Origin of the sequence: Rhodanobacter ginsengiterrae (assembly GCF_050026815.1) — a bacterium.
Lineage (GTDB): Bacteria > Pseudomonadota > Gammaproteobacteria > Xanthomonadales > Rhodanobacteraceae > Rhodanobacter > Rhodanobacter ginsengiterrae.
Genome location: NZ_JALBWO010000030.1, coordinates 1 through 1,464 on the forward strand (window position 1 = coordinate 1; position 1,464 = coordinate 1,464).

At 55.1% G+C, this 1,464-nt stretch carries 2 protein-coding genes; both read right to left on the reverse strand.

The annotated features are described in order from the left end of the window. Positions 1 to 470: 470 nt before the first annotated feature. The gene (locus ACQGNJ_RS00185) at positions 471 to 821 is read right to left on the reverse strand and encodes a hypothetical protein (RefSeq protein ID WP_426687228.1); all 351 of its coding nucleotides are present in this window, start codon (positions 819 to 821) and stop codon (positions 471 to 473) included. Between the two features lie 70 nt (positions 822 to 891). Beyond that, a complete protein-coding gene (locus ACQGNJ_RS00190) occupies positions 892 to 1,281 on the reverse strand; it encodes a hypothetical protein (protein WP_426687229.1) in 390 nt (129 codons plus the stop codon). Between the last annotated feature and the right edge of the window lie 183 nt (positions 1,282 to 1,464).

Genomic DNA, 1,464 nt, shown 5'->3' on the forward strand with positions numbered 1-1,464 from the left:
CGAGCGGAGCACTGCACGAAGTCGAAACGAAAATCCGCCAGCACGGCGGACTCGTTTTGCAGATCAGTAAGGGGTTTTTCTACAGCTTCAACGCTTGAGTTAAGCGGCGCGCGGCTTTTCGCGCGTCCGCTTGGACGAGTGGTTAGGCCAGCGACGGCCCGGCTAGTGCAGTGATACCTGCGCACCAAGTGATTCAAGAGTATGCAACAGAGCGCCGGCCGACTCGGTACTGACCAACTCTAACGTCATGGCCTCGCCCTTCATGACACGACGAGCAACTCGTTTGAGTTCGGTGCCGCGGAGCAACGTACATTGTTGGATACGATCGCAGAAGGCTGCAAGCGGCCAACTGCTGTGACTTGCCCAGCCCAACTCAGGAACCCAGTGATGTATGACCAAGGACGTCATTTCTGTTTGAGGCCTAACGCTGGAATTGAGCGGCGGCGAAGCCGTCCGCCTCGAATGAGTGGTTAGGGCCGGCGCTCACTTGGGCCCATTTGCATAAAACCAGTTGGTGGATCATGCGGCCATATGGTTGAGCACACAAACGCTTCGTAAAGATAGGCGTGCCAGCTGTCATCCATGCCCAGATCCGTCTGCCCGATACGCTGCACGCCCCAAGGAAAGCTAGGGCCGAAGCCGGTTGGACAGAACACGATCTGCGTTTTTTCGTCTGCCGCGACAATTGTGCAAATGTGCATTTCTTGCCCGTATTGCCAAGATTCCACGCAGTTGCTTAGCGACCCGTAGACCGCACGAAAGGCTCTGCGCTGATCGTCACTGCCGAAGTATTTGAGTTCCTGCTCGATCAGACTTTCCATGGAGGGCCTAACGCTGGAATTAAGCGGCGGCGGAGCCGTCCGCTTGGATGAGATGTTAGGCGCGCTGACGCTAGCAACGCATGCCGACAATGAACGCGAGAACCGCAATGATGAAGGATGCTGCTGCAAGCCAAGTAGCCCACAGGAATTGGTTGCGTGCTTCCCTGAGCTGCGCGATTGCGGAAGCAAGTATTGGAAACTGTACTTGATGTCGCTCGCTAGGGATGGCCTGCTCTTTGAAACGGAAGAACGGGATCTCGCTTCCGTTACTACGCAGGATTCGATATTTGTGGTCTAGGTAGTAGTAGAGCCGACCATGGATTATGTCTCCGTCGATCTTGAAGTGCTTAGCAATCGCGGCGATATCGATTGGCACATAGACCTTGGTATCGCGCTCGGGACAGTCGTGATCAAATGCTGCGAATTCGCCGTAGTAACGACGGTAGATTTCTTCGAGCACTTCTAGGTCTGTGGGTGGCCGCTTCATAGTTTCATTGGAGCCTAACGCTGGAGTTAAGCGGCGCGCGGCTTTTCGCGCGTCCGCTTGGACGAGTAAAAAGAGACTTCCTCCCCTTTGGCCTCGAGGGCCATGATGGTGTTGCAACACAACCGTCAACAGAAGAGGAAGTCTCCATGAGCACTA